This is a genomic window from Vibrio hibernica (assembly GCF_015223435.1).
Lineage (GTDB): Bacteria > Pseudomonadota > Gammaproteobacteria > Enterobacterales > Vibrionaceae > Vibrio > Vibrio hibernica.
The window spans coordinates 60,345-86,976 of the sequence record NZ_VHKO01000003.1 but is presented as its reverse complement, the minus strand read 5'-3'; the positions used below and the strand labels follow the sequence as shown (position 1 = coordinate 86,976).

Here is a 26,632-nt window from a genome sequence, read left to right as displayed (position 1 = left end):
GAGATAAAATAATGCAAATCTGGCAAACCACGATAGATGCAGTTCACCTACTATTGAACTTCGATCCTAATTTATGGAAGATCGTAAGTGTCTCTTTTATGGTGTCTTTTTCTGCCATTTTCATGGTTATCATCCCAGCTTTAATGTGCGCCTTTGTTCTGGCTTACACTGAATTTTCTGGGCGCTGGATGTTGCTTTCTCTTATTCATACGCTTCAAGCCGTTCCCACCGTTGTCATTGGTTTACTGCTGTATATGATGCTGTCTCGTGCAGGACCTTTGGGGGATTGGCAAATGCTCTTTACCCAAAAAGCCATGATTTTAGGGCAAATGTTGATCTGCTTTCCTATCTTGGTTTCCATGATGTATGGCGCATTTCAAAATAGTGACCGCCGCTCAATTGAAACCTCTTATACACTTGGCGTGAACCGTTTTCGCATCTTGCTAACACTATTGTGGGAAACTCGTTTTCCACTTTTTGCCGCTGTTATTGCGGGCTTTTCTCGCATTGTTACCGAAGTGGGCTGTTCAATGATGGTAGGTGGTAATATTCTTAACTCAACCAGAAACATTCCTACTGCGATTGCACTTGAAAGCCAAAAAGGCGCGTTTGCTCAAGGTGTTGCATTAGGAATGGTTCTATTATTACTAGCCTTGATGTTAAATTTCTTTTTAACATCAGCAAAGGGTCAAGGTCATTTACGCACTTAAGTTAGCTTTAAATGAACTCAACTCCGAATACACTGAGATCCAAATAGATTTTTGATACCAATAGACGTTTTAAATACCAATACGTTGTTAGATACCAATAAGCTTTTAGATACTAATAGGCTTTTAGCTCCAAACAGACTTAGCTCAAGAACAGACATGATATTTTAAACAATATTCATTGATGGAAACGGTGATTATGCCCCCACTACAAGCTCATAATTTAACCATGAAGTTTAAGGATAAGATGCTTTTTCATATCCCTAAATTACAACTAATGCCAAACGAAGCCGTTTACTTACGTGGCGATAATGGTGTAGGGAAAACAACGTTATTAAAAATATTATCCGGCTTATTACAGCCAACATCAGGCCAATTGAATTGCCAACAATCACGTTTATCACGTTGGTTATCTCCAAATAAACATAGGATCGTCTATTTGCACCAATCTCCTTACCTATTCGATAATACCGTGTTCAACAATGTGTTATATGCCATTCGCTTCTCCTCTTATTCTCATAAAGAAAAACGAGCGCAAGTTATTTCTGCGCTACGTAAAGTTGGGCTAGAAACATTAGCCAAAGAACATGTTTCCGTATTATCTGGTGGTGAAAAACAACGTATTGCGATGGCGAGAGCTTGGGTGACGAAACCCAATATTTTGCTTATGGATGAACCGAGCTCTAGCCTAGATATAGAATCCATTTCGCGCTTACACATACTAGCGAAAGAATTGCTGGAAAATGGTGCAAGTGTCGTGATCACAAGCCATCAACAAAATGAGTTAACCCAATTGTGTACAAAACAATGGTGGATAAAAAATCATACTTTAGTAGAGTCTCCAGTATTACAGGTAATTCAAGCATCACAGCCACAACAACCCTTCATTCAAACCGAATTTGTATAGAGATGAATATGCTAACACCAGAGAAAATCGATTGGGTCATTTTAGCCGGGGGGCAAGGCTCTCGAATGGGCGGTGTTGATAAAGGCTTGGTCACCTTAAATGAAAAACCATTGGTTGAATACGTGATTGCAGCGCTTCAACCTCAAACCGACTCCATCACCATTAATGCTAACCGTAGCCATGAAAGCTACCAAGGTTACGCCCCTGTTATTGCAGATACTTTTGAGCAATATCCTGGCCCATTAGGTGGTATTCATGCTGGATTAATTCATTCAGGCAAACATGATTGGGTCGGCTTTGTACCCTGTGATAGCCCCAACATTCCACCGAATTTAGCCGCGATTTTTTGCCAAGCATGGCAACCGGATGCCGATATTTTAGTCGCGCATGATGGCGATTTTTATCAACCGGTATTTACTTTATTTCATCGCCGCGTAGCCGATAAGCTCCACGATTTTCTTGCTCGCGGTGATAGAAAGATAATCTTGTTCTACGGTGAGTGTAAAACTTACACGGTCGATTTTTCTCAGTTAAAAGAGACCTTTATCAATCTCAATACGCCCGAACAACTTGCTGATTTTTCAAAGCAGATTCTCTTCAAAAAGCATTCTGTTTAAAACGACAAAGGCCAAAGGTTAATTATGAACTCATTTCCTATCCCTATTCTTGGTTTCGCCGCCTACAGCGGAACAGGCAAAACGACACTCCTTGAAGCTTTGCTGCCAAAGCTCACGGAAAAAGGTTTGCGTATTGGCGTATTTAAGCACGCTCACCATGATTTTGATGTTGATAAACCAGGCAAAGATAGTCACCGTTTACGTAAAGCTGGTGCAGGCCAGATGCTAATTTCATCACGTAATCGCCATGTGTTAATGACGGAAACGCCAGAAAAAGAAGCACATTTTTTTGATTTACTATCACATTTTGATACCAGTAAACTCGATTTCATTTTAGTCGAAGGTTGTAAAAATTTATCTTTTCCAAAAATTGAATTACACCGTGAAGAAGTCGGAAAACCGTGGTTACACCCACATGATGACAATATCATCGCCATTGCTTCAGACAGCGAAAAACTCAACACTCAATTGCCACATGTCAATATTAATGATCTTGATGCCATTGGCTCAATGATCGTCAATTTCACTCAAGGCCTCCCGCTGATTTCGAGCCAAGCTATTCTTTCGAATCAAGCTATTGTTCCTGGTCAAGCGACAATTCCAGTTCAAGCTGGTACTTCTGACAATGCTGCTAGCAATATTGAAGCAGCAAGTTGTGATAAATTATCGCCTGCCTTTTTGTCGGTCGATCAAGGGTTAGAACAAATTCTAGATACCTTAAAAACACCCAAGACAATAGAGTCTGCATCACTATTAGATGCTCGCTTACGTATTTTAGGTGACGATATACATTCACCCATTAATGTTCCTGCTTATCAAAATTCTGCCATGGATGGTTACGCAGTTCGTAGCCAAGATATTATCGCTCCACAAAAAACCACAACGACAATTGACCGTTTTGACGTGGTGGCGAAAATCATGGCTGGGAGCAGTTTTGATGATGAGATCCAAGTTGGTCAAGTTACAAAAATAATGACCGGTGCACCAATGCCAAAAGGCGCAGATACGGTGATCATGCGAGAGCAAAGCCAAATGCATGATGACGATGGACGAGTCAGTTTTACGCTTTCACTGGATGACTTTAAAGCAGGTCAAAATGTCAGAAAAGCAGGTGAAGATCTAGCAAAAGACAGCATCGTGTTTAGTAAGGGTACACGAATCGAATCCCCTGAGCTTGGTATGCTAGCGTCATTAGGTTTGAGTCAGTATCCGCTTTTTTCTCAGTTGAGAGTCGCTGTATTCTCAACCGGCGATGAAGTTCAAGCACCCGGTAGTGAGCTCAAAAACAACTGTATTTACGATTCAAACCGCTACACGATCATGGCGCAATTACAACGTTTAGGCTGCCAAGTGATCGATCTTGGCATTATTGAAGATTGTGAAGCCGCTTTGGAATCCACTTTATTAGAAGCCAGCACCAAAGCCGATGCGATTATCTCATCTGGTGGTGTTTCGGTTGGAGATGCCGACTTTATCAAAACGGTATTAGATCGTATTGGAGAAATTAATTTTTGGCGAATCAATATGCGTCCAGGTCGCCCACTGGCATTTGGCCATATAAATGAAACACCTTTCTTTGGTTTACCGGGAAATCCTGTTGCGGTAATGATTTCATTTTTAATGTTTGTCGAACCAGCGCTTCGCTTTATGCAAGGTGAAAGCCATTGGCAGCAAACCAAGATCCCAGCAGAAGCAACTGAAGCCGTCCACTCTCGACTTGGGCGAACCGAATTTATTCGTGGTATCTACACATTAAATAAATTCGGTCAGTTACAAGTTCGCACAACAGGTAAGCAAGGCTCTGGTATTCTACGTTCGATGAGCGAAGCTAACTGTATTATTGAAGTTCCACCACATGTCGAAATGGTGAAAACAGGCGAGATGGTGAAGATTATCCCTCTTGAAGGTCGCCTATAACCTCAGAAATTCATCTATATACTGTGATAAAAAACAATAGCCTTATTGAGCTTTAGTTACCGTGACTTCAGCTCTCTTTTGTCTCTCACTTCTAATGAAAAGATGAAGCTCTGGAAAAGCTTTATCTTTCTAGCCCAAATAAACGCATTAAAGATAAATAAATGAATGAAAAATCATCAGTTAGATGATAAACGCGTCAAACTCTCTCATTCATGATAATTTCTGCTTGCATCGTTTATTTAGCATGGTTAATATCAGCTTCGTTCTGGAAAGGTCACTTTTAAGAACATGAAAATACTTTACAAAATGCCCGCTTAGCTCAGTTGGTTAGAGTACTTGCATGACATGCAAGGTGTCACTGGTTCGAGTCCAGTAGCGGGCACCATTTTGAAAGTATTTTTTCTTTATTGAAAATCAACAATAATACAATTTGCCCGCTTAGCTCAGTTGGTTAGAGTACTTGCATGACATGCAAGGTGTCACTGGTTCGAGTCCAGTAGCGGGCACCACTTTTCTTTTAATATTAACGTGTTAGTTAGTCTTAAAATGAAGCTTAAAACAAAAAATCCTGCTAGTTATTTAGCAGGATTTTTTTGTTTATACCTTTTCAGTTGTTTAAATTATTACGGCATACCTAAAGCATTCGGTAACCACAATGACACCGCTGGAATATAGGTAATTATCATTAAGAAACCTAACAACAGCATTAACCACGGTAGCGCTGCTCTAATCGTTTCACCTAACGACATTCCCGTCACCGCAGAAGTGACAAATAGATTTAATCCCACCGGTGGCGTTATCATCCCTATCTCCATATTTACCACCATGATGATGCCCAAATGAATTGGATCAATACCAAGCTCAACACCAATAGGAAAAAGAATCGGGGCTAAAATTAATATAATCGCTGACGGCTCCATAAAATTGCCTGCCAACAACAGTACTATATTCATAATCAGCAAGAAGACCCAAGGGGTTAACCCCAGCCCTATCATCCATGCCGCTATGGCTTGTGGTATTTGCTCTGTGGTTAAAACAAAGGCAAACAGCATCGCATTGGCAATAATAAACATCAGCATGATACTGAGCTTGCCCGCATCAAGCAGCACTTTGGGGCAATCCCGAACTCGTATGTCTTTATAAACAAACAGTGCCACAAACCCCGCATAAACTGCTGCCACCGCTGCAGCTTCAGTTGGGGTAAACATACCACTGTAAATTCCCCCCAAGATGATCACCATTAAAAGCAATCCCCAAATAGCTTTGCGCCCACTGGCACACCATTCTTTAAGGGTCGCTCTTGGCATCGCTGGCAAGTTTTTCTTACGCGCGATAATGTAAATGGCTACCATTAACGCCACCCCTAGCAATGCCCCAGGGATCACCCCAGCCATAAACAACTTACCAACCGAAGTTTCGGTGGCGGCTGCATACACGACCATCACAATAGAGGGAGGAATAAGAATACCTAATGTACCTGCATTACAAACAATCCCTGCACCGAATTCTTTGGGATAGCCCGAACGAACCATTCCGGCAATCGCAATTGAACCAACAGCGGCCACCGTTGCAGGCGATGATCCTGATAATGCTGCAAACAACATACACGCCATTACAGCGGCAATAGCAAGACCACCACGAATATGCCCAACGCTGGAGTTTGCAAAATCAATCAATCGTTTAGCAACACCACCACTGGTCATAAACGCACCAGAAAGTAAGAAGAATGGAATAGCGAGTAAAGTATAGTGCTCAGAAGTTTCAAACAGTTTAATGACTAAGGAGCGAATTGAGTCTTGGCTAAAGAATAAAATACTTAAAGCACCAGAAAGCCCTAATGAAATGGCGATCGGCACACCAATAAACATCAATAAAAACAGCATAAAGAAGAGAAATAAAATGGTCATTTTTGTTTCCCCTCAGATGATTTATGAACGTGCCCAAGGTTAGGGCTATCAGTCGTCGCCATCTCCCCTTGCAGCGCTTCTTGCATAGCATGCCTCATCGCATCTTTGGCTTCATCCGCATTACCAAGATCGGTTTGTAAGCCACGTAAAATCCGAACTAAGACTTCAAGGAACCGTAAACCGACTAAGGCAAAACCAAAAGGCATGATGATTCCGATATACCAGAGTTTAACGCCTAACTTCTCAAGATCTTCTGCATATAAATTGGCATTAAACATCGTTTCAACCCAATCATAGCTCGCATAGGTCATCATGCAGGCATATAGCAAGCAGGCAAAGCACGCAATAATAGCAATGAATTTCTGAATCGGTTTAGAGCACAATTTAACCACCATATCGACGCCAATATGACCTCCGACTCTGACACCGTAGGACATACCAATAAATAACAACCAAGCAAACAACGCTTTCGTTAATGCGGTACTCCATGTCATGTCTTGAGCAAGGCCAATAAAAAAATCACCGACATTAAGAAAGAAATCACTGGCAGCCAAATATTGTTGATCAGCAAACCAATCAGACAAATCATAGAAAGGTGTATAGAGGTTGTTTAGAACCACATAAACAAAAGTGACAAGGGTCATAGCGCCTAAGAGGAAGGCAACTAAGCCTTCCTCTAACTTTGACCATAAATGATATACAGCGCTCATTTAACGGGCCTTTTTAATATTGAAAATAGAAACTTATTTCGCATCATTAGCAGCAAGTGCCGCTTTAATAACATCAGATCCAATTTGATCTTCAAATTTAGACCAAACAGGTTTCATTGCTTTTACCCATTCCGCTCTCTCTTCTGGTTTAAGCTCAATAATTTCTGACGTGCCCGAATCAATAACCGATTGCTTAGCTTTTTGATTCAAATCACCGGCCTCTGTATTAACAGTATCCGTTACTTGCGCTAAAATATCCGTTAACTGAGATCGAACATCATCTGGTAAGCCATTCCAAAATTTAGTATTAGTGATCACCATGTAATCTAAGACGCCATGATTAGACTCTGTAATATACTTTTGTACTTCATTAAACTTTTGAGAATAAATGTTAGACCATGGGTTTTCCGCACCATTAACAACACCGGTTTGTAACCCTTGATACACTTCGGCAAAACTCATTTTACGTGGGTTAGCTCGTAGCGCTTTAAATTGCTCATCTAACACATCGGAAGATTGAACGCGGAATTTCAAACCACGAGCATCACGTGGTACATGTAAGGCTTTATTGGCAGAAAGTTGTTTCATACCGTTGTGCCAATAACCTAAACCTGTAATGTTATTGTTTTCCATGGATTTAAGTAGTTGCTTACCTGTGTCGCTATGCTGAAAGCGATCGACGGCATGAATATCATTGAATAAAAATGGTAGATCAAACACTTGTAGTTTTTTCGTATATTGACCAAATTTGGCTAATGATGGTGCAATCATTTGAACATCACCTAATAACAAGGCTTCCATCTCTTTTCCATCACCATAAAGTGATGAATTTGAATACACTTGAACTTCTACTTTCCCTTTTAGCTTTTCTTCCACCAGTTTTTTAAATAGTAACGCGCCTTGTCCTTTTGGCGTACTGTCGGCTACCACATGAGAAAACTTAATCACAATTGGATCAGCAGCATGAGCAATACTAGAAAATGCCATGACTGCGGCACATGCCAGCACGCTCATATTAAATTTTGTCTTTACTTTTAACTTTGTTTTATCCGTCATTTTAAACATGATTTAATCCTTTAATTATTCTCTCTGCAGTAAACGCATTCATGAATGCAACAAAAGAAGCTTAGCTCTAAATCAATTAAGCGATATTCGACTTTTGGATAAATGTGCTCTAGAGCAGTAAAAATTATGTTTATCATTAAGATCGCTATTCACTCCTTGCAACATTGGCTATGAAATAAGCAGTAATGCCAACATTATTAAATACTAGTTAGGTTTGAACCTGCAACAATAGCTACTGCATAATGGTTAATAACCAACATAAAATGACAGTTTTATAGTTTAACTATGATAATTGACTGCTAGCACAATTAATAAATAGTTACAAATCGCCCCATTAATGTGATGAAGATCACAATGAATACACTAATTTCCTGTCGAAAAAGCGTCTTTTTACATTGTTCTGATAATCTGCTCGCCACTTTGATAGTTGTACAAAGTAATTTAATGGAGATCAGTTCATGACGAACGACAACAAGAAAAATAAACGCTCACTCACGAGCCGTATTATTATTGGCATGGTTGCTGGTATTTTATGTGGTTTTTTAATCCAATCTTTTTTTAGTAATAATACTTTTATTAACGAATATTTAGTCGAAGGCTTATTTGATGTCGGTGGTAAAATATTTATCGCCAGCTTAAAAATGTTAGTTATCCCCCTTGTCTTTGTATCCCTTGTTTGCGGGACCAGTTCTTTAAAAGATTTATCTACTTTGGGGCGTTTAGGTGGTAAAACCTTAGCTTTCTATATTGGCACCACGGCATTAGCGATCACCTTGGCATTAGTCATGGGGATTTTCTTACACCCAGGTTCTGGTGCAGATTTAACGTCTGCTGCTTCATTTAGCTCTACTGAAGCACCTTCTTTAAGCCAAGTGATTGTGGGCATGTTCCCGAGCAACCCGATGGCAGCAATGTCTCAAGGCAATACCCTTCAAGTTATCGTTTTTGCGGTGTTATTTGGCGTAGCGATCAGCCTTGCAGGTAAGCCAGGTCAACGTGTTGCTGATTTCTTCGGCGACATTAACGAAGTCATCATGAAATTAGTGACGCTTTTAATGGAAGTCGCGCCTTATGGTATTTTCTTCCTAATGGCCAAACTATTTACTGGTCTTGGATTAGATGCGATCGCAAATTTAGCCGCGTACTTCTTAGTATTGGTTGCCGCGCTATTAATTCATGCTTTTATCACTTACAGCATATTGCTAAAAGTATTATCAGGCTTAAACCCAATCGTATTCTGGAAGAAAATGAAAGACGCTATTATGTTCGCGTTCTCTACCGCTTCTTCCAATGCAACCTTGCCTGTTACGATGGAAACCGCAACACATCGTTTAGGCGTGAGTAATAAAATCGCTTCGTTCACTATTCCTCTTGGCGCTACCATCAATATGGATGGTACGGCGATCATGCAAGGTGTGGCGACGGCGTTTATCGCACAAGCATTTAATGTTGATTTAAGTCTTGGTGATTACATGACCGTGATCCTAACCGCAACACTAGCTTCTGTCGGTACTGCTGGTGTTCCTGGTGTCGGTCTCATCATGCTAGCCATGGTATTAAACCAAGTCGGCCTACCACTCGAAGGTATTGCCCTTATTATGGGTGTCGACCGTTTACTGGATATGATCCGTACTGCGGTTAATATTACCGGTGACAGTGTGGTGACTTGTATTGTCGCGAAATCTGAAAATGAGCTCGATATTGATGCTTTCAACGATCCTAAAGCAGGTGACATTGAATTAGCATTGAAACGAAATGCTTAAATTCAGTTGAGTAAACAAAGGCCTGAGCATGTATTGCTAAGGCCTTTTTTTAGCTCAATGACAACAGTAAAATGAATGATAAAAACAAACTGAATGATAAAAACAAGTTAAGCAACTGACGTAAATCAAGTGGCTAGAGTCAATCAAGCTACTGAAATATATTTAGTGACATGATATTCTGCGAGCTACCTTGTCTTTTACAGTGATCACGATGAATCAGGAAACTAAAGCCACCATAATTCTGGTACTTACCACTGTATTTGCAGGACTCGGCTGGATATTCTCAAAACAAGCCATTGCAGGACTTCCCCCTTTTGCATTTATTAGCATTCGTTTTTTAGCCGCATCCATCTTCTTGCTGCCTTTTTGCTATAAACAATTATTCACACTCTCTCGCACTCAAATACGCAATGCCGCTTCTGTTGGCATCATCATGTCATGTGCGTTATTAACTTGGGTGAAAGCTATTTCGGTCACCGATACTCTAGCCGAAGGAGCCTTTATCTCGAGTTTAGCAATGTTGTTTGCACCATTAGTTGGTTGGGTACTGTTTAAACAGAAACCGATTCGCATGTTTTGGATCTCATTACCTTTTGCTGTGGCAGGTTTGGCTTTCTTATCTTTATCCAATGGTTATCATCATTCGCCTAGTCAAATTTGGTTTTTAATTTCAGCGATATTTTTAGCGTTTCATTTCAATTTCAATGCTAAATACGCGCAAAGTATCCCTAGCCTCACACTCGCTTGCATTCAGTTATCGGTTGTTGGTGTCGTTGCAGGCGTGACTTCTGTTTCTTTTGAGACATGGCCTGAACAAATAGGAAATATAACGTGGTTTTGGCTAGCGTGTAGCACCATTATTGCCACCAGCTTACGTTATGTAATGCAAACGATCGGCCAAAAACTGACCTCTTCTGGTAATGCTGCCATCATTATGATTTTAGAGCCAGTATGGGCAAGTGCGCTTAGCGTTTTGTTCTATGGTGATGATATGCCAGTAGGAAAAGTGATTGGTTGTGGATTGATATTATGGTCATTATTTGTGTATCGAGGCGGGGCAAAGCTGTTAGAACGCAAGCGGTTGAATCAATAAGCACCTTCAACTCAGTATCTTCAACATAGCATCTTCAATACAGCTACTTTCAATATAGCTACTTTCAATCGGAATATACCTAGTAAAAGGACGATGGCAAGTACGCATTCATGCTGCTATCTCCTTACTTACCATTCTGTGGGATCTGATTTTATCTATGCCACATGATTCTGTGTTTGATACTGCTTACATTGTAAATTATTGATGAGCGCTAATTCATCAAGTTGATGCAGCTTATCAAGTAAATGCATTTGTAAACTGCCCGGCCCTTGGCTTTGCTGCGCGGCAAGCTCTCCAGCCACACCTAATATTGCCGTTGAACATAACCCTGCACTATCAAAATCAATCGCAGCAAACGCGCCAGTCAATGCAGTATGAGTACATCCCATTCCGGTTACTAACGGCATTAATTCGTGCCCATTATCTAATTGATAAGTGTGTTGCGCATTCACCACATAATCAGTCTCACCTGAAATCACAACCTGTTTGACCCCGAATGTGTTGATAATATGATGCGCAGCAAGTAATGCGACCTCACTTGGATCGTGCGAATCAACGCCCTTTCCTAGGCTTTCCATACCAGCAAGCGCCATTACTTCAGAAGCATTAGCGCGCACAATTAACTTATCGGCCAATTGACAAAATTCACGCGCTGTCTTCGTTCTCAGTGTACTTGCCCCACATCCGACCGGATCAATCACCACAGGTTTTTGGTGATAATTCGCCTGTTCAATCGCATAACGCATTCGCTCAATCCACACAGAGTCTAACGTGCCAATATTAATCACTAAAGATCCTGTAAAGCTCATCAACTCTGCCATTTCATCGCGACTATGCGCCATGACCGGTGAAGCCCCAATCGCAAGCAATGCATTAGCCGTATTATTCATCACCACATAGTTAGTAATGCTTACCACCAGCGGCTTATTCTCACGCAACACCATTAATTGCGTAGAAATATATTCTTTAGGATTAAACGATTTCATATACCACTCTCAATATTTATAATGCCAATATCACTAATTAACTGGTCAGAAATTAATACGATTAATATAAGTAAGGTGTCGGATCAACGGCCGTTTTTATTATATTATTTTGGTACATAAAATCGGCAAAAGCTTTGTAGCCTTGTACATCACTTGCGGTTGGACGTAATGCAAAGCGGGTTAATGTATCGCTCCATGCACGTTGATTTAATTCAGTATCTAACGTTTTTGGGTTATACGATTTAAAACTATTCCAAGCTGATTCAGGGTGGTTAACAATAAATTGAGTGGCCAACGTTAAAGCATGATTAAACTTGGCAATAGCTGCACCTTTTTTGGTGTTTTGGTTAACCACAAAGATGAGCTCTTCATAACTCGGAACGCCATGTTCCTCTGGATAAAACGCTTTCACCTTCACGTTTTCCAATGCCAATTGATTTGGTTCAAAATTACGCAAGCCTCCCCACACGGCATCGACTTTCCCAGACGCTAGTGATGCGGACAAATTCCACCCCACGTTCACCATTTTAATGTCACTTAATTTCAGACCAGAATGGCGCAGCATAGTCCCAACCATCGCACCTTCAGTACCGGCAACGGCGATTCCAACGGTTTTGCCCTTTAAGTTTTTCACTGAATTAATCTTGCCATTATCAAGCGTTAAAATGGTATTCAACGGTGTCGCAATCAAAGTGGCTGAACGCTTTAGTGGTAAACCTTCGGCAAGATCCATAATGAAGTTAGGCTCATAAGTAACGGCCATATCCACTTTCCCTGCGGCCACCATTTTAGGAGGCAGCGTAGGATCGGCAGGCTCTTGAATAGTGACATCCAAACCTTCGTTCTTAAATAATCCTTGCTGCTGGGCCACAATGATTGGGCCATGATTCGGATTAACAAACCAATCGAGCATGACGGTTAATTTCTCAGAAGCAGACGCTTGAGAAGTCACCGTAAATAACAGGCCAAGTAAGCCAATTTTTTTAAGCCTTAAAAGTGTCGAGCAATGCATATAACAACTCCTTTTGTGTAAGTAATTAGCCCTGATTCGGCCAATGAATAAAATGATTAAGTAAACGGTCTGTAATAAAATACAAACCAATGGTCAGTAACGATAAAATAAATAATCCAGCAAACATCTCTGCAATTTGCATGCGTGCATTACTTTGCAGCATGTAATAACCGAGCCCCGCACTTGCTCCTACCCATTCTCCAATGACAGCTCCAATTGGCGCGATTACCACCGCGACTCGTAAGCCAGAAGCTAGAGCAGGTAATGCAGAGGGAAATTTGACCCGAATTAAGGTTTGCCATTTAGTCAGTTGGAAAGTATGAGCGAGTTCTAAGTAGCCTTTTGGAGTGTTTTTTAAACCGTCATAGCAGCAAGTCGTGATAGGAAAAAAGATAATCACGGCTGCCATTACCACTTTAGATGCCATTCCGTAGCCAAGCCATAGCATCAATATGGGGGCCAGCGCAAAAACAGGGATCGCTTGGCTCATAATCAAAATCGGTAACAACCAACGATTAACGGTGTTATTGAGTAATAAAATCAACGCAAAAATAATGCCGAACGATAATCCAAACGCCAGCCCCATAACGATCTCTTGCAATGTCACCCAAGTATTCATCGCGAGTACATCTGCATTATCAACCAAAGCATATCCAACCGATAATGGCGCGGGCACAATAAAATTTGGCAACGAAAACAGGGTAATAATGCCTTGCCACAAACACAGTAAAATGCCGATGGTGATCCCAGTTTGAATCAGCAGACTACATCGCCACACTTTGATCTGGCTAGATTCTACCTTTCGCTGCACCGATAAACTCTTCATTCAACAACCTCCAATCGAGTCTCGGTTAATTGCTGAATCAATTGTTGTTGTGCTCCGAGAAGATCGGCGTTCATATCTCTCGGAACGCCTTGATCGGACTCAAATTCAACCTCATACAATTTGGCGGGCAGCCCTTTCATAAGCACAATACGGTCAGCAATACGCAATGCTTCTTGGGGATCATGAGTAATAAATAGCACCGTTTTGTTCTTCAATAATCGGCATACTAGATTTTGTAATTCGTAACGTGTTACTGCGTCAAGCGCGGCAAAAGGTTCATCCATAAGCACAATCGGTTTGTCTTGCATCAAGGTTCTCGCAATGGCAACACGCTGCCTCATACCACCCGATAACTGATAAGGATATTTCTCAAGACAATTAGGCAAATCTAATTGATTTAATAATTGAGCCGCTTGTTTAGACTGAGACTCAGTAATACTTCCGTGACGTAAATAAGCTTCTAAACACACGTTATGCAATACGTCTAACCATGGAAACAACAAATCTTGTTGGCCCATATACGCAATAGGCAAGTGCTCTCTTGAATATTGAGTGTTATTCGGCCCTAAATAAATGTTGCCTGCTTGAATACCACCCATAGCATCAAAACCTGCAATACGTTTTAATAAGGTCGTTTTGCCACAGCCACTTTTCCCAAGCAAGCATGTCCAACTATTGCGTTCAAATTGGACGGTGAGCTTGTCAAAAATAGGAGGGCTCGTAAGTGAAAACTGGAAAGTGAATTGCTCAATACTAATCATCGCGCTTTCAGCCTTTCACGCTAATATCATCACAAGCAAAGCCATGTGAAGGAAGCTCATTAGGCGGTATTTCATCTGAAGCCATATCATCAAAAACAGGCGATGCATAAAAATGGTGAACGGGGCCAGAACCTCTCCCGACATTAAGCTTGTCAGCGGCCATAATGGCATGTGATATATAGACTTTCGCTTTCGATATTGCGGTTTCTAATTCAAAGCCTTGCCCTAAGTAAGACGCTAAAGCAGATGATAAAGTGCAACCGGTTCCGTGTGTATTTGAGGTCTTAATTCTAGGCAGTGAAAACACCGTTATTTGCTCACCATCAATCAACCAATCGCAGCTTTGCTCACCATCAAAGTGTCCACCTTTTAGTAAAATCTTCATTGATTTTAAGTTTGAATGAGCTTCCAATTGTTGAATGAAACTTTCAATTTCTGATTCATGGGTTGGCATCTGAGTACCAATAAGAAGTGCGGCTTCTGGAAGGTTTGGCGTTATGACTGTCACTAATGGAAATAACGTATTAACTAAAGTTTGAATGGCTGAGTTTTCAATAAGCGCATCACCACTGGTCGCCACCATTACTGGATCAAGCACCACGTATTTTGGTTGATATTGTTTTAATTTTTGAGCGATAACCCTAATAACACTGGCGTCATTTAGCATTCCAATCTTAACGGCTGCAATATCAATGTCTGAAAAAACCGCATCTAATTGCTGGCCAACAAACTCAGCGTCAATAGGTAAAATACCAGTGACGCCTTGCGTATTTTGCGCTGTTAATGCCGTAATAACCGAACAAGCAAAACTGCCCGTGGCTGAAATGGCTTTGATATCGGCTTGAATACCTGCGCCACCGCCAGAATCAGATCCGGCAATCGTGAGAATATTCGCAATACTGGATTGTGTTGAGGTTGAACCTTCGATTAAAGATGATGAAGACATATTACAAGCGTTAGGCATATCGAATACTTCCTACTTATGCGTAGGAGAACATTCGAATCTAACTGGTCAAAACCGTGTGACTAGCTTAAGCGGCAAGCTATGACAACGAAAAGCAGAAAGGTGGTTCGAAATTAGTTCCCTACGCCAATGTTAGTTGGATCAGGTTCAACGGGTCTCACTTTTGTGATCTCAGCCTTTCGGCTCCCCGACTAAATACGTTTGCTAATGTAGAGACTTACTTGGAAGATGTAAAGACATAGCTTTATGAACAGTGACTAGCGGCTGATTTTGTACAACAATGTCGGCTATCACTAAAGCGAACACTTTCCTCCTCTTTCGATGTATTCTCTATTATGTTGTTTTACACCAAACATAAGAATTAAAGTGGTTAAACAAGCTCACCACGATGGTTAAGCATAGCAAACTCACTATCAATCTGATTGATAAGTAACCTGAACTCTGGATAATTTAAGCTAAACAACTTGTTCTTTTAGCGCCTAACTTCGTTAAAATTAACGCAATAGACCAGCTATTGACTCATAATTTTGCCTAGTTATGCATCTAAAATCCCTGCGCTGTTCGGTAAATAATTAAAAAAGACTATAAATTAATAGGTTATAATCTTCCTTATCCAGAGTTCAGGTTAAGTAATAAACGGTTCTGTAATTGAAAGGTATATATGACTGAATTTATGTTAGCGAACCAAATGTTGATCAGGCCTTCTGTGTTTTTGGTTGTGATTCTTTTTATGGGAATTTGGGAAGTCCGTCATCCAAGAAAAATGCTAACTCAGCCCAAAGGGTTTCGTTGGATAAACAATCTTCTCTTTACCATCTTTAATGGTCTATTGATCCCCTTTACGCTACCAATTCTAGCCGTATCGAGTGCTTATTTCGCACAACAACATCAGTGGGGACTATTCAATCTCCTCAATATTCCAGAGCCTATTGAGTGGCTATTATCCATGCTATTACTGGATTGCCTCATTTACTGGCAGCACCGTATTTTTCATCTCGTCCCATGGCTGTGGCGTTTACACCGAGTACATCACGCCGATCAAGATATTGACATAACCACAGGTTCACGTTTTCACTTTATTGAAATATGGTTATCGATGTGGATTAAAATCGCCGCCATTATGATGATAGGTATTTCTCCCATTGCAGTTTTGTTGTTCGAAATCATATTAAACGCTAGCGCCATGTTTAATCACAGCAACGTCTATTTACACTTGAAAGTGGATGCCCTGTTACGTAAATGGATTGTGACGCCAGACATGCATCGTGTTCATCATTCCGTCTATCCGCAAGAAACCAACAGCAATTATGGCTTTTGTTTATCAATTTGGGATCGCTGGTTTAATAGTTACAAGGAACAACCTAAGGATGGTCATCACGATATGCAGATAGGGTTATCTCTGTTTCGACAATCTAAAGAGCAAAGTATATGGAAAATGTTGACTCAACCCTTTCGTGAAAAGTGATTAAAAAAAATAGGCAGGAATAATTGATTTTTATCGTAATTGATCTTTATAACTATTAGTATTTATAGCTATTAATCTTTTAGAAAATTGCTCGCTATAACAATTCGTCTTTATAACAAAAAAAACAACGGACCTTTATAATAATCGAGTTTTATAAAGATCCGTTTACCTGTTTATTTTATGTAGATAGGAATCTATTGATGACCCTCATAAAACTTATCTAATGCCACCGATAAACCACTTTCAGTGACAATGCGCACATGCTTATGCGTTAACCCACGCACGTTTGATACACCACATGAATGCGCCAACATGCCTAAACCATAATTAATGTACTTATTATAGCTGGCAACACGCTCGGTTTTATTTGTGACATCCAAACCTTCTTGTCGTTTTATATCTTGGGTCGCAATACCCGTTGGACAAGTGTCTTTATTGCATTTAAGTGATTGAATACAGCCTAACGCAAACATATAACCTCGAGCAGACGTCACGAAATCTGCACCAAGTGCCACCGCCCAAGCGACTTTTGATGGTGTGATTAGCTTTCCAGAGGCGACCACTTTAATACGCTCACGTAAGCCATGTCGCTCAAGTGCTCCAATCACTAAAGGCAAACTCTCTTTAAGTGTCATGCCAACATAATCCATCAGCGGTTGAGGCGCAGCACCCGTGCCACCATCAGCGCTGTCTATGGTAATAAAATCAGGTGCGCTCGATTCACCCCGACACAATATTTCTTCTAACAATTCATCGATCCATGTATAAGACCCAATCACCGCTTTAAAGCCAACGGGTTTACCGGTCGTTTCTCGTACAAACTCAATCATATCAATCAATTCAGACACATTTTTGATATCAACATGACCATTAGGGCTAATGGAATCTTGCCCTTCCGGAATCCCGCGAATGGCGGCAATTTCCGCTGTCACTTTTCGCCCAGGCAACATGCCGCCTTTTCCTGGTTTAGCGCCTTGGCTCATTTTGATTTCAAACATTTTGACTTGTTCGTGCGCTGCCGCTTGCTGTAATTTCTCAGTACTTAAATGACCTTTCTCATCTCGAACGCCATATTTAGCAGTCCCAATTTGAACCACAATATCGGCGCCGCTTTCTAAGTGATATTGTGTTAACCCGCCCTCTCCTGTATTCATCCAACAACCGGCTTTTTTAGCACCTTGTGAAAGTGCGCGGACGGCAGGCTTTGAAATCGCGCCAAAACTCATGCCTGATATATTAAAAATGGATGCCGTTATGTAAGGATGTTTTGCGAAAGGCCCAATGGTGACTTCTTTTGGCTGTGTCGCATCTTCATCCAATGTGGGAAATGCACAGTTCATGAATAAAATAGTGCCGGTAGGATCGAGGTTACGCGTTGAACCAAAGGCAACCGTATGATCGCCATTTCTTGCCGCACGCTCAACCCAATTACGCTCCGAACGATTAAACGGCATTTCTTCTCTATCCATAGCAAAGAAATACTGACGAAAAAACTCGCCTTGCTTCTCAAAGAAAGTCCGCAAACGACCGACGACTGGGTAATTATGGCGAATCGCATTTTTATGTTGTCGTTTATCTACGACATACAAACAGGCGACAACTAAAGCAAAAACCGCTAATAAGATAAGAATTAAGCTGGCTAGCAACTCAATCGATGAATATAAAATCCCGTTCATATAGACATACTCCTTTATTATTTATGATCCTTTCTACCTTGCTAACCCTCAGACTGCAAAGAAAAAACACATAACCGATTAAAAATGTGCTTCAAGGCGTAGTGCAATTATTTGAGTTTGTAAGATAACTCTTTTTTAACCCCATTTTTACTATAATTCATGAACGTAATAAGCAAACCGGCTGACATAATAAATACACTGCCAATTAAGCTATAACGCGTTGGAATTTCATCAAATAACCAATAACCAATCATGCATGCAAAAAGGATTTGAAAATAGAAAAATGGCGCAACGTGAGAGGCATCTGCCACTTTCATTGCTTTAATCAAGCACAGTTGCGATACGATTGTCACAATCGGAATAATCATGAAATATGGAATTGATTCCACACTTGGTGTTCTCCACATTTGTGGCTCAATCACTAAACATATCGTTGCGGCTATCCCTAGAATAAAGAAGGTATTAATAAAAATAGATATAAATGACACACTCGCATCAATAGTTTTAGTCAGTAAATTATAAGCGGTATTGGCAAGTACAATGATCAAGGGCAATAAATAAATAACATGTAAGCCTTCTTCACCCGTTGGATTCATCACCACGATCACACCAATAAAACCAATAATAGTCGCCACAATTTTGGTCGGGGTTAATCGTTCATTGAAAAATAAAGCGCCCCCTAGCATGAAGGCGATGCTCCCCATCTGAGTAATAATAATATAAACATTAAGCGGAATATATTTTAATGCAATAACCGACGTAATAGCGCATACCAAAAACAAAGTCGAACGTAATACCAGTTTGTTATTCGTAGCTAAAATAGCGATTTTTGTTTGTTTTGGCATAAAAATCAGCATACATAAAAAAGGAATAGTAAACCGGAAAAACACCATTTCGACAGGATGATAGCCATGTAAAATAAGATATTTATCTGCACTATCTTTTAATGTTAACGCTAAAATCGCGATTAAAATAAGCACCGCGCCTAACATGTTGTTATTTTGAGCTTTCATGAGAATGACAATCTGAAGAGAATGAGACAACTTAACCTAACAATCATAAAAAACAAGCCTATCACTGACTTGTTTTTGCATTATAAGATTACGCTACATGCTGCCTTTAATAACCACTATTTTTATAGACAATATAAGAAAAACTCAGAAAAATTTCAGCCACTTGAGCAAGCAAAGTTCAATCACTAACGTGATCACTAAACCAATACAAAAGAGACCGAATGCGGTTGGGCTATCCACTCCGGGCATGCCTCCAATGTTAATTCCAAGTAGCCCAGTTAAAAAACCCAATGGTAAAAATATTGCAGCCACAATCGTAAATAAGTAAGTATTACGATTCATTTTTTCGGCTTGCTCTTGCTCAAGTTCCGATTTCATCACTTGAATTTGTTCTAAGTAAAAATCCATTGATTCCGTTACCCGAGTACTGGTATCAAGTACGTTCCAGCTATGGCTTTCTACTGAGCTAATCTCTGGTATATCAGCTTCAACTAAATCGTTTATCGCATATTGCTGAGGTTTCAAAAAACGTTTCAACTTCAAAATTCGTTTATGGATAACTTGTAATTCACTACCATCATAATCAGTGTCATCTAACTCAAATAACTGAGCTTCCATTTGATTTAAAAACTTCTCAATATTGAGATTTAACCCTGCAATAATCCCCATGAGCAGATCAGGTAATTGCTTCGGCCCTTCTTTTTTTAGTAACGCGCTACGAATACTGTTAATGGTTCGTGACGACATTTTATTGGTACTAATAAGAGCGTTACCCTTCCAAAACATGCGAATACTAAGCATGTCGTCTGGTTTGGCTCCTTCATTTAGGTTTACTCCGCGTAAAATCAGCAAAAAAGAGCCATCGTCATAACGTTCAAATCGAGGGCGTGTATCGTCCCTTAATAAACTATGGATAATACTCGGTTCAATTTGGTTAAATTGCAGCCATTTTCGTAAAGACGCAGCCTCTCGATGACAATGATACCAATTGCCCGACTGAATTTTCAATTCATGCATATTCTCGGGCTTAATTTGTTGCGATTCACCATCGTCAAAATACCATTGATCAATCAGAAAATTGTCTGCCATTTTTATTTCCATATTAAATATATTTTCTCTATTAATGCAGAGCTTTTGTCTACACGCAAGGTTTTGTTAGTAGATAACCGTTTAGTATCACTCAGTATAATTACTTGTATGCCCAACTAAAACGTTTAGAGTATCGGCATTATTAAGGAGTCGTTTCTCGCTATGAAAAAATTTATCGTTCGAAAGGTAAAAATTGGTATGTTATTCATCATCCCCCTGGTTATTGCCAGCTGGGTTGTGAATGCTGTTGTGCAATTTATGGATGGCACCGTTGGTTATCTTCTACCTGATGAATATCGTAATCAATTCACGACCGTTTGGGGTTTTGGCTTTATTGCTGCGCTCATTTTAATGCTCATTATTGGTATTATCTTTGACGGTAAACTTCAACGGAGTTTCTATGAATGGTTATCTGATAAAACCATCAACCGTATTCCGGGGTTTGGCATCATTCATAATTCCACCAAACAAATTATGGAAGCACTGACCTCCGATGAATCGCCTTTTAAAAAACCTGCATTTTGCCGATCTTGGTCAGGAGAGAACTCACGAGAAATAGTATTTGATTTAGGCCCAACCTGGATCATACCGAATAAAAACGGCGAGATGTTCTTAGCCGATGATGGAAAATGCTACCCATTACCAGAAGAAGGCTACCATGTGGTTTTTGTGCCTCAAGCCATCAACCTGTCAAATGGTTATGTACGCTTTGAAAAGGTGGAAGATTTACAACATATCGAACACCTTGCGGTAGAACAACTGACTGCAACACTCATTTCTTGCGGCCTCACTCTGCCGAAAAAGCCAAACGACGCTTTAGGCCAAGTGTTAAAGAGTGAACGTGAAATGCAAGACGCCATTCACAAATGGAAAACCAATCAAGAAGCCACATTAAAAAAAAGTAATCGATAATAATCCCTAACTTATTGAAGATATAGCTTAATTGGATACATAGCTTATTAAGTCTTCAGGTTCGATATATTGATATTGAAAAAAAACCACCGTCACTTCAAAATGACGGTGGTTTTTGTTTATCTATTATTGCCGAAAGATGCTGAATATCAACGTGCTCTTTCTATTTTAAAGCAGGTTCTATTGCAAAGCTGATTCTATTGAAAAGCCGGACGTTGTGATACTTGTTCAAACCAACGTGTGATATTCGGGTAATCGCTTAAAGCATCAATTTCTAAAGCTTTCAAACATACAATCCCAACGAATAAGAACCCCGTAATATCTGCAACACTTAACTTATCGCCAGCAATAAATTGGTGTGAAGATAGCTGCTTATCCAGTTTTGGCAAAAACTCCTGTACACGCAGTTTTGATTCAACACCCCATGCTTTCACACAACGCTCACGGTCACTATAAACACCCGATAAGTTTCTGAAAGCTTGGAAGCCAGCATATAATCCATCCAACTCCACGATGCGTTGCCACATTTCCACTAAACCGGCTTCAACAGGTGTTTTGCCAAAAAGCGTTAAATCACCTTTTTTCTCAGCAATATAACGACAGATCGCGATCGTTTCACTGATACAAGTACCATCATCCAATTCCAGCATAGGCACTTTACCAGTAATACTTTTGGCTAAATATTCTTCATTAAGGTTTTCGCCCGCTCTAACATCAAGCTGAACGGTTGCCAGTTCAACACCCAATTCTTTTAAAAAGATTCCAACACGACGAGAACTTGGGTTTGCTGCAAACTCATATAATTTCATTCTTATAGCATCCTTTTCTTGAATGGAAATGTTTCACAACCAAGCATAACAGAATTAAAAATCAGCCGCGTAAAATCCCTTCAATTTGAGAAAGTTCTTGCACGCTAAACTCTTGATTAGCAAGCATCTGAACCGCATCGGTAATTTGCTGCTTCTTACTTGCGCCAATTAAAACTGAAGTGACACTTTTATGATGTAGCACCCAAGCTAATGCCATTTGTGCCATCGTTTGACCACGTTGCTGGGCGATAGCATTTAACTGAAGAACTTTATCTCGCTCGGCTTCAACGGTTTCAACATTCAAATGAATACTGCTACTTGCTGCGCGTGAATCGCTCGGAATACCTTGTAAATAACGGTCGGTTAATCGTCCACCCGCCAACGGAGAAAATGGAATACAACCGACTCCATTAGCGCCTAGAACATCCAATAAGCCATTTTCTGGAGTACGTTCAAACATCGAAAACTTAGGTTGATGAATCAAACACGGTGTTCCCATTTCTTTTAGCATTTCAATCGCTTGTTGCGCCAGTTCCGCAGGGTAATTTGAAATACCAACATATAAGGCTTTGCCCTGGCGCACGATTAAATCCAATGCACTCATGGTTTCTTCTAATGGCGTATCAAGATCTGGGCGGTGATGATAGAAAATATCAACATAATCGAGATTCATACGTTTCAGACTCTGATTTAAGCTCGACACTAAATATTTTTTTGAACCAAAATCCCCATAAGGCCCATCCCACATGGTGTAGCCCGCTTTGCTAGAAATAATCAATTCATCACGGTAAGGACGTAAACCTTTTTTCAAAATACGTCCAAAATTCTCTTCCGCGCTGCCCGGTGGTGGCCCGTAGTTATTGGCTAAATCAAAGTGAGTAATACCTAGATCAAAGGCATGTAAAATAAGATCTCGGCTGTTTGAAAACTGATTAATATCACCAAAATTATGCCAAAGACCTAGCGATACCGCCGGAAGTTTTAAACCACTTTTCCCACAACGATTGTATTGCATTGAAGTATAGCGTTCAGGGTTTGCAATATAAGACATGATTGCTCCAGTTATTGTTGAGATCCCATTACCTTAATCTTATCTTACGTTTTTTTCTTGGCGGTTCATCACAAACAACCATCTAAATGTTAACGTTTACATTCTAATGTTGCCTAATAAAAAGACACAAAAAAGCCTCAGATAACTGAGACTCATTTATACCCAAAGTAATTGAAGTTGCAGTGAGGCGGCAAGCAAGTGAAGCCCCGTGAGCTTAGTTCACTAAGTGAGTGGGGTGAACGAGCGTAGCCAACAAAGCTGCAGCGTCAAGTAAGACGGGTATATATCTGTTTAAGGAGTTACCACATCAAATCATCTGGTACGACGAAATCTGCGTATGGGTCGTCTTCATCTTGTTCTTCTTTGCTTAATACATTGTTCAGCACAATCGTATTTTCATCGCGTAGGGCAATTTTATCCGCCACGCTTGCTGGAATAATCGCGTACTCTTCTTCTTCGCCACTTTTTGCCACATAACGTGCAATCGCCAATCGGCCTTTCGTGAGTTCTGCTTGCGTTTCTTTATCAACGTACAGTTTTTTAACTGTCGTACCATCGGTAAAGTTATAGCCAATCTCACCATCACGAATCGTAATTCGGTTCATATCAATAAGCTGCTTCACTTGCGCTTTCATTTCTTTCGACAGTGTGGCTTCTTTTTGCTGCGCACTTAATGCTTTATCACGCTCAATTTGCGCTTGTTTGTTCACTTCAACCGCTTCGCGCGCTTCACGTGCTTGGACGCGTGATTTTTTAGACGTTTTTTTTGCTTTTGCCAATTTTTTGCTGTTCACCAAACCAGCTTTCAGCATTTGTTCTTGAAGAGTTAATTTAGCCATAATGAGTTCAGGTGCTCTCTAAGTCTTAATTGAAAATATTCTGTCGGTAATTATACCTGTAATTTTTAGCAAGGTGCAGATTATTAAGATCAATAGATGAGGTTAACTATGCTAGAATGCGGCGCGATTAATTATTTGAGGTTCACATGTCTATTCCTACTTTTGCAGAGATTGAATCTCAAGTAGAACAATGGCTGATCGATGTCGTAATTGGATTAAATTTATGTCCTTTTGCCGCCAAGCCGCAACGAAATGAACAAATTCGTATCTTTGTATCCGACGCTCAAGTAGAAGAAGCCTTGCTGGAAGATGTGTTTCAAGAGTTCACTCGTTTAGCGCAAACCGATGTGAAAGAATTAGAAACCACCTTAGTTGTGATCCCGAAAATGCTCAGTGATTTCGATAATTACAACTTCTTTTTAGATTGGATAGATGCCCTGCTCAAACAAGAACAATGGGAAGGCATTTTCCAAGTGGCAACTTTTCATCCCGATTATTGTTTTGCAGGCGCAAGCCCAGATGATGCGGAAAATTTAACTAATCGCGCGCCCTATCCTGTTCTACACTTAATTCGTGAAGACAGCATGGCAAAAGCCGTTAAGCATTACCCTAATCCGGAAGCAATACCCGATACTAATATTGCTCGTGTCGAAGCGTTAAGCGTTCAAGAAAAGCAACAATTGTTTCCTTACCTATTTAGCAATAAAGATTAAAAGATCATATGACGATGAAGAGAGTTGTCTTATACGTGGGTGCCAAATGCCCACACTGCAAAGCCGCAAAAATGTATTTAGATTCAAAGGGCATTAAGTACCGCTTGTGTGATGCTCAACTGCAACGCGGCCGTAAAGAATTAGAAGCTATGGGCGCACGTGGTGTTCCCGTGCTCAAAATTGGCGATCGCATGATGGCGGGATGGAACGCCGCCAACTTTGATAAAATTTATAACAGTTAACATGACGTGATTATAAGCAAACAAAAATCACAACCAATTTGATAACTCGTTAAGCGTAATACTTCGGTTAACGAGCGCATTTATTATTAGGAATAACAAACTTTGACTTCAACGACCTCTAACACAGCATTTAATAGCCTGAACCTTGATAGCGCATTAATCGAGAATTTAGACAGTTTAGGCTATCAATCGATGACACCAATCCAAGCCGACAGCCTGCCTTTAATGCTGGCTGGCAAAGATGTGATTGGACAAGGTAAAACTGGCTCAGGTAAAACAGCCGCATTTGGTTTAGGCTTATTAGCTAACTTAGATGTGAAGCGTTTCCGTGTGCAAACTTTAGTATTATGCCCAACCCGTGAACTCGCCGACCAAGTCGCGACTGAAATCCGTAAATTGGCTCGTGGTATTCATAACATCAAAGTGTTGACCTTATGTGGCGGCATGCCATTTGGCCCACAAATTGGTTCGCTTGAACATGGCGCGCATATTCTTGTTGGCACACCGGGCCGTATTTTGGATCACCTTGATAAAGGTCGTATCGATTTATCTGAGCTAAATACGCTAGTACTCGATGAAGCAGATCGCATGTTGGATATGGGTTTCCAAGATTCATTAGATGCAATTATTGCGGAAGCACCAAAAGAGCGTCAGACCTTACTCTTTAGTGCCACTTTCCCACCTGAAATTAAGAAAATTGCCGATCGTATCATGCGCAATCCAGAGCTAGTGAAAGTAGAAAGTCAGCATGCTAACACCAGCATCAGCCAGTTTTTCTATGAAGCAGGAAGCTTTGAAGAACGTTTACGCGCCACTCAAATTTTACTGTTAACTCATAAACCTGAGTCATCTGTGATCTTCTGTAACACCAAACGTGAGACACAACAATTAGCCGATGAATTAGAATACAAAGGCTTTGATGTCATCGCTCTACACGGTGATTTAGAGCAGCGCGATCGTGACCAAGCGCTAGTCCGTTTTGCTAACAAAAGCTCATCAATTTTAGTGGCAACCGACGTTGCAGCTCGTGGCTTGGATGTTGAAAATTTAGATGCTGTAATTAACTTCGAACTCGCTCGTGATGCAGAAATTCATGTTCACCGCATTGGTCGTACAGGCCGCGCAGGCAGCAAAGGCATGGCATTTAGCCTATTCTCTGCTAAAGAAATGTTTAAAGTGGCACAAATTGATGAATACATGGACATTGCGATTTCACCATCGACGCTTCCATCTGCTGATGTGTTATCTGATGCGCCTTTCGTGGCTAAAATGGCGACCATTCAAATTGATGGCGGTAAGAAACAAAAAGTTCGTGCAGGTGATATTTTAGGTGCACTAACCGGTGGCGAGCAAAGCATTCAAGGCAGCCAAGTCGGTAAGATTAATTTATCTGACATTCGCGCCTATGTAGCAGTACAAAAAGATGTCGCCAAGAAAGCCCTTAAGATCATTTCAAATGGCAAAATGAAAGGTAAAACCTTCCGAGCTCGTATTATTTAATTAATATCTAGCTTTATTAAAATAGCCCTGTGAGTTCTGCTCACAGGGCTTTTTCGTGTAATAAAGGTTTAGTATTTTTAAACGTGCT

Annotated in this window: 25 protein-coding genes, 2 tRNA genes and 1 riboswitch; of the genes, 13 read left to right on the top strand and 14 right to left on the bottom strand. The window is 40.5% G+C overall.

The window, feature by feature from the left end:
- Positions 1-11: 11 nt before the first annotated feature.
- The 6 genes from FH976_RS02540 to FH976_RS02515 all read left to right on the top strand — a co-directional run bounded on the left by FH976_RS02540 (position 12) and on the right by FH976_RS02515 (position 4,657).
- Positions 12-710, top strand: a complete 699-nt coding sequence (locus FH976_RS02540; RefSeq protein ID WP_194089346.1) for an ABC transporter permease — start codon at positions 12-14, stop codon at positions 708-710.
- A 196-nt stretch (positions 711-906) separates the two neighbouring features.
- Complete coding sequence (locus FH976_RS02535; RefSeq protein WP_194089345.1) at positions 907-1,614, top strand: ABC transporter ATP-binding protein; 708 nt, start codon at positions 907-909, stop codon at positions 1,612-1,614.
- 8 nt (positions 1,615-1,622) lie between these two features.
- Positions 1,623-2,231: a molybdenum cofactor guanylyltransferase MobA gene (gene mobA / locus FH976_RS02530; RefSeq protein ID WP_194089344.1), complete on the top strand. Its 609-nt coding sequence runs from the start codon at positions 1,623-1,625 to the stop codon at positions 2,229-2,231.
- Positions 2,232-2,252: 21 nt separating this feature from the next.
- A complete protein-coding gene (locus tag FH976_RS02525; RefSeq protein ID WP_194089406.1) occupies positions 2,253-4,148 on the top strand; it encodes a bifunctional molybdopterin-guanine dinucleotide biosynthesis adaptor protein MobB/molybdopterin molybdotransferase MoeA in 1,896 nt (631 codons plus the stop codon).
- A gap of 308 nt (positions 4,149-4,456) precedes the next feature.
- Positions 4,457-4,533 (top strand) — tRNA-Val (locus tag FH976_RS02520).
- A 47-nt stretch (positions 4,534-4,580) separates the two neighbouring features.
- Positions 4,581-4,657 (top strand) — tRNA-Val (locus FH976_RS02515).
- A 114-nt stretch (positions 4,658-4,771) separates the two neighbouring features.
- Here FH976_RS02515 and dctM read toward each other — a convergent pair.
- The 3 genes from dctM to FH976_RS02500 are packed head-to-tail and all read right to left on the bottom strand — an operon-like array spanning position 4,772 to position 7,779.
- Entirely contained in the window at positions 4,772-6,055 is a 1,284-nt protein-coding gene (gene dctM / locus FH976_RS02510) for a C4-dicarboxylate TRAP transporter large permease protein DctM (RefSeq protein WP_194089343.1), read from the bottom strand.
- On the bottom strand, positions 6,052-6,765 hold the full coding sequence (locus FH976_RS02505; RefSeq protein WP_194089342.1) for a TRAP transporter small permease: 714 nt from the start codon (positions 6,763-6,765) through the stop codon (positions 6,052-6,054). The genes dctM and FH976_RS02505 overlap by 4 nt, the downstream gene beginning before the upstream one ends.
- A 33-nt stretch (positions 6,766-6,798) precedes the next feature.
- Positions 6,799-7,779 carry a TRAP transporter substrate-binding protein gene (locus FH976_RS02500; RefSeq protein WP_194089405.1) on the bottom strand — a complete coding sequence of 327 codons (981 nt, stop codon included), beginning with the start codon at positions 7,777-7,779 and terminating at the stop codon, positions 6,799-6,801.
- A gap of 509 nt (positions 7,780-8,288) precedes the next feature.
- Here FH976_RS02500 and FH976_RS02495 point away from each other — a divergent pair.
- The gene (locus FH976_RS02495) at positions 8,289-9,593 is read left to right on the top strand and encodes a dicarboxylate/amino acid:cation symporter (RefSeq protein WP_194089341.1); all 1,305 of its coding nucleotides are present in this window, start codon (positions 8,289-8,291) and stop codon (positions 9,591-9,593) included.
- Between the two features lie 211 nt (positions 9,594-9,804).
- On the top strand, positions 9,805-10,686 hold the full coding sequence (locus tag FH976_RS02490) for a DMT family transporter (RefSeq protein ID WP_194089340.1): 882 nt from the start codon (positions 9,805-9,807) through the stop codon (positions 10,684-10,686).
- A 155-nt stretch (positions 10,687-10,841) separates the two neighbouring features.
- Here FH976_RS02490 and thiM read toward each other — a convergent pair whose 3' ends face one another.
- The 5 genes from thiM to thiD form a co-directional block, all read right to left on the bottom strand.
- Positions 10,842-11,672, bottom strand: coding sequence for a hydroxyethylthiazole kinase (thiM, locus tag FH976_RS02485; RefSeq protein WP_194089339.1), 831 nt, complete (start codon positions 11,670-11,672; stop codon positions 10,842-10,844).
- 61 nt (positions 11,673-11,733) lie between these two features.
- Positions 11,734-12,684: an ABC transporter substrate-binding protein gene (locus FH976_RS02480; RefSeq protein WP_194089338.1), complete on the bottom strand. Its 951-nt coding sequence runs from the start codon at positions 12,682-12,684 to the stop codon at positions 11,734-11,736.
- Positions 12,685-12,709: 25 nt separating this feature from the next.
- Positions 12,710-13,510 carry an ABC transporter permease gene (locus tag FH976_RS02475; protein WP_194089337.1) on the bottom strand — a complete coding sequence of 267 codons (801 nt, stop codon included), beginning with the start codon at positions 13,508-13,510 and terminating at the stop codon, positions 12,710-12,712.
- A complete protein-coding gene (locus FH976_RS02470; RefSeq protein ID WP_194089336.1) occupies positions 13,507-14,271 on the bottom strand; it encodes an ABC transporter ATP-binding protein in 765 nt (254 codons plus the stop codon). Before FH976_RS02470 ends, FH976_RS02475 begins: the two co-directional genes overlap by 4 nt.
- 7 nt (positions 14,272-14,278) lie before the next feature.
- On the bottom strand, positions 14,279-15,235 hold the full coding sequence (gene thiD, locus FH976_RS02465; protein ID WP_407701621.1) for a bifunctional hydroxymethylpyrimidine kinase/phosphomethylpyrimidine kinase: 957 nt from the start codon (positions 15,233-15,235) through the stop codon (positions 14,279-14,281).
- A 101-nt stretch (positions 15,236-15,336) separates the two neighbouring features.
- A riboswitch (TPP riboswitch) is annotated at positions 15,337-15,435 on the bottom strand.
- Positions 15,436-15,896: 461 nt separating this feature from the next.
- Between thiD and FH976_RS02460 the strand changes: the two genes are divergently transcribed.
- Positions 15,897-16,700 (top strand): sterol desaturase family protein, encoded by an 804-nt coding sequence (locus FH976_RS02460; protein ID WP_194089335.1) that lies wholly within the window; start codon positions 15,897-15,899, stop codon positions 16,698-16,700.
- Between the two features lie 194 nt (positions 16,701-16,894).
- Here FH976_RS02460 and FH976_RS02455 read toward each other — a convergent pair whose 3' ends face one another.
- From FH976_RS02455 to FH976_RS02445, 3 genes are all read right to left on the bottom strand, one after another.
- A complete protein-coding gene (locus FH976_RS02455; protein ID WP_194089334.1) occupies positions 16,895-18,376 on the bottom strand; it encodes an FMN-binding glutamate synthase family protein in 1,482 nt (493 codons plus the stop codon).
- A 107-nt stretch (positions 18,377-18,483) separates the two neighbouring features.
- Entirely contained in the window at positions 18,484-19,389 is a 906-nt protein-coding gene (locus tag FH976_RS02450; protein WP_194089333.1) for a DMT family transporter, read from the bottom strand.
- A gap of 144 nt (positions 19,390-19,533) precedes the next feature.
- The gene (locus FH976_RS02445) at positions 19,534-20,478 is read right to left on the bottom strand and encodes a CorA family divalent cation transporter (protein ID WP_194089332.1); all 945 of its coding nucleotides are present in this window, start codon (positions 20,476-20,478) and stop codon (positions 19,534-19,536) included.
- 162 nt (positions 20,479-20,640) lie between these two features.
- On the opposite strand from FH976_RS02445, the gene FH976_RS02440 reads away from it, so the two are divergent.
- Positions 20,641-21,390: a DUF502 domain-containing protein gene (locus FH976_RS02440; protein WP_194089331.1), complete on the top strand. Its 750-nt coding sequence runs from the start codon at positions 20,641-20,643 to the stop codon at positions 21,388-21,390.
- A 197-nt stretch (positions 21,391-21,587) separates the two neighbouring features.
- On the opposite strand, the gene FH976_RS02435 is transcribed toward FH976_RS02440, so the two are convergent.
- From FH976_RS02435 to FH976_RS02425, 3 genes are all read right to left on the bottom strand, one after another.
- The gene (locus FH976_RS02435) at positions 21,588-22,199 is read right to left on the bottom strand and encodes a glutathione S-transferase family protein (RefSeq protein ID WP_194089330.1); all 612 of its coding nucleotides are present in this window, start codon (positions 22,197-22,199) and stop codon (positions 21,588-21,590) included.
- Positions 22,200-22,260: 61 nt separating this feature from the next.
- Complete coding sequence (locus tag FH976_RS02430; RefSeq protein WP_194089329.1) at positions 22,261-23,250, bottom strand: aldo/keto reductase; 990 nt, start codon at positions 23,248-23,250, stop codon at positions 22,261-22,263.
- Between the two features lie 299 nt (positions 23,251-23,549).
- A complete protein-coding gene (locus FH976_RS02425; RefSeq protein ID WP_194089328.1) occupies positions 23,550-24,089 on the bottom strand; it encodes a DUF2058 domain-containing protein in 540 nt (179 codons plus the stop codon).
- A gap of 146 nt (positions 24,090-24,235) precedes the next feature.
- On the opposite strand from FH976_RS02425, the gene FH976_RS02420 reads away from it, so the two are divergent.
- From FH976_RS02420 to dbpA, 3 genes are all read left to right on the top strand, one after another.
- Positions 24,236-24,802: a DUF1415 domain-containing protein gene (locus FH976_RS02420; protein WP_194089327.1), complete on the top strand. Its 567-nt coding sequence runs from the start codon at positions 24,236-24,238 to the stop codon at positions 24,800-24,802.
- 14 nt (positions 24,803-24,816) lie between these two features.
- Complete coding sequence (locus FH976_RS02415; protein ID WP_153447081.1) at positions 24,817-25,044, top strand: glutaredoxin family protein; 228 nt, start codon at positions 24,817-24,819, stop codon at positions 25,042-25,044.
- 102 nt (positions 25,045-25,146) lie between these two features.
- A complete protein-coding gene (dbpA, locus tag FH976_RS02410) occupies positions 25,147-26,544 on the top strand; it encodes an ATP-dependent RNA helicase DbpA (protein WP_194089326.1) in 1,398 nt (465 codons plus the stop codon).
- Positions 26,545-26,632 lie beyond the last annotated feature (88 nt).

Bases quoted from the DNA above. Each gene is read 5' to 3' on its own strand.
- FH976_RS02540 (WP_194089346.1), top strand. From the start codon at position 12: ATGCAAATCTGGCAAACCACGATAGATGCAGTTCACCTACTATTGAAC.
- FH976_RS02535 (WP_194089345.1), top strand. From the start codon at position 907: ATGCCCCCACTACAAGCTCATAATTTAACCATGAAGTTTAAGGATAAG.
- mobA (WP_194089344.1), top strand. From the start codon at position 1,623: ATGCTAACACCAGAGAAAATCGATTGGGTCATTTTAGCCGGGGGGCAA.
- dctM (WP_194089343.1), bottom strand. From the start codon at position 6,055: ATGACCATTTTATTTCTCTTCTTTATGCTGTTTTTATTGATGTTTATT.
- FH976_RS02505 (WP_194089342.1), bottom strand. From the start codon at position 6,765: ATGAGCGCTGTATATCATTTATGGTCAAAGTTAGAGGAAGGCTTAGTT.
- FH976_RS02500 (WP_194089405.1), bottom strand. From the start codon at position 7,779: ATGAGCGTGCTGGCATGTGCCGCAGTCATGGCATTTTCTAGTATTGCT.
- FH976_RS02495 (WP_194089341.1), top strand. From the start codon at position 8,289: ATGACGAACGACAACAAGAAAAATAAACGCTCACTCACGAGCCGTATT.
- FH976_RS02490 (WP_194089340.1), top strand. From the start codon at position 9,805: ATGAATCAGGAAACTAAAGCCACCATAATTCTGGTACTTACCACTGTA.
- thiM (WP_194089339.1), bottom strand. From the start codon at position 11,672: ATGAAATCGTTTAATCCTAAAGAATATATTTCTACGCAATTAATGGTG.
- FH976_RS02480 (WP_194089338.1), bottom strand. From the start codon at position 12,684: ATGCATTGCTCGACACTTTTAAGGCTTAAAAAAATTGGCTTACTTGGC.
- FH976_RS02475 (WP_194089337.1), bottom strand. From the start codon at position 13,510: ATGAAGAGTTTATCGGTGCAGCGAAAGGTAGAATCTAGCCAGATCAAA.
- FH976_RS02470 (WP_194089336.1), bottom strand. From the start codon at position 14,271: ATGATTAGTATTGAGCAATTCACTTTCCAGTTTTCACTTACGAGCCCT.
- thiD (WP_407701621.1), bottom strand. From the start codon at position 15,235: ATGCCTAACGCTTGTAATATGTCTTCATCATCTTTAATCGAAGGTTCA.
- FH976_RS02460 (WP_194089335.1), top strand. From the start codon at position 15,897: ATGACTGAATTTATGTTAGCGAACCAAATGTTGATCAGGCCTTCTGTG.
- FH976_RS02455 (WP_194089334.1), bottom strand. From the start codon at position 18,376: ATGAACGGGATTTTATATTCATCGATTGAGTTGCTAGCCAGCTTAATT.
- FH976_RS02450 (WP_194089333.1), bottom strand. From the start codon at position 19,389: ATGAAAGCTCAAAATAACAACATGTTAGGCGCGGTGCTTATTTTAATC.
- FH976_RS02445 (WP_194089332.1), bottom strand. From the start codon at position 20,478: ATGGCAGACAATTTTCTGATTGATCAATGGTATTTTGACGATGGTGAA.
- FH976_RS02440 (WP_194089331.1), top strand. From the start codon at position 20,641: ATGAAAAAATTTATCGTTCGAAAGGTAAAAATTGGTATGTTATTCATC.
- FH976_RS02435 (WP_194089330.1), bottom strand. From the start codon at position 22,199: ATGAAATTATATGAGTTTGCAGCAAACCCAAGTTCTCGTCGTGTTGGA.
- FH976_RS02430 (WP_194089329.1), bottom strand. From the start codon at position 23,250: ATGTCTTATATTGCAAACCCTGAACGCTATACTTCAATGCAATACAAT.
- FH976_RS02425 (WP_194089328.1), bottom strand. From the start codon at position 24,089: ATGGCTAAATTAACTCTTCAAGAACAAATGCTGAAAGCTGGTTTGGTG.
- FH976_RS02420 (WP_194089327.1), top strand. From the start codon at position 24,236: ATGTCTATTCCTACTTTTGCAGAGATTGAATCTCAAGTAGAACAATGG.
- FH976_RS02415 (WP_153447081.1), top strand. From the start codon at position 24,817: ATGAAGAGAGTTGTCTTATACGTGGGTGCCAAATGCCCACACTGCAAA.